At 40.4% G+C, this 696-nt stretch carries 1 protein-coding gene; it reads right to left on the bottom strand.

Going from position 1 to position 696, the window contains the following annotated elements; genetic code table 11:
• A partial coding sequence (gene tnpC, locus RM529_RS17650; RefSeq protein ID WP_311486044.1) for an IS66 family transposase occupies positions 1 to 696 on the bottom strand: 696 nt, incomplete at both ends.

Raw genomic sequence — 696 nt, 5'->3', positions numbered from 1 at the left:
TATTTATTCAGCTGTAATTTTTTGTAATTCTGGGGATAGAGGTTCTTAATATCCTTGTACTTGATGGTCATGATATTTTCCAGGGTATATTTTAACCATTCATAAGGATTCACCTCGTGTTTTTTACAAATAGCAAAGAAGGAATAAATTGCTGCAGCTCTCTGAGCAGCCTTATGAGATCCGGCAAATAAGTAATTTTTCCTTCCCAGGGCAACTGGACGAATTTTATTTTCTATGAGATTATTATCAATAAGTAAATTCCCGTCATAGAGATAAGCACATAGTGCATCCCACCTGAAGACGCTATAGGCAAGAGCTTTTCCTATCAGGCTTTTAGGCAGCGTGTGAGCAAGCTGCTTGGTCATCCATTTCCCAAACTCATTAATTACCGGTAACGCTTCCTTAAGCCTTACCTCTTTAATTTGATCCGGACTAAGATTTGCCTCTTTGATTTTTCTTTCAATAGCATATAATTTCTGGATCTCCTTTAAGGCGTGTGTTGCCCTTTTGGGATCATTGTCCAGCGATTTTTCATAATAACGGCGGGCGTGTGCCCAGCACCCCAAATGGGTTACCCCTTCTTTTTTGGCATAATGATCATAGACCACATACCCATCTGTCTGAAGATAGCCTTTAAAATTATCGAGCATAGCTTCAGGTGCCTCTTGCCCACGGCCAGGCTGATAGTCAAAGACT

It is taken from the genome of Autumnicola edwardsiae, from assembly GCF_031846505.1.
Lineage (GTDB): Bacteria > Bacteroidota > Bacteroidia > Flavobacteriales > Flavobacteriaceae > Autumnicola > Autumnicola edwardsiae.
This window is presented reverse-complemented; position numbering and strand designations above follow the sequence as displayed.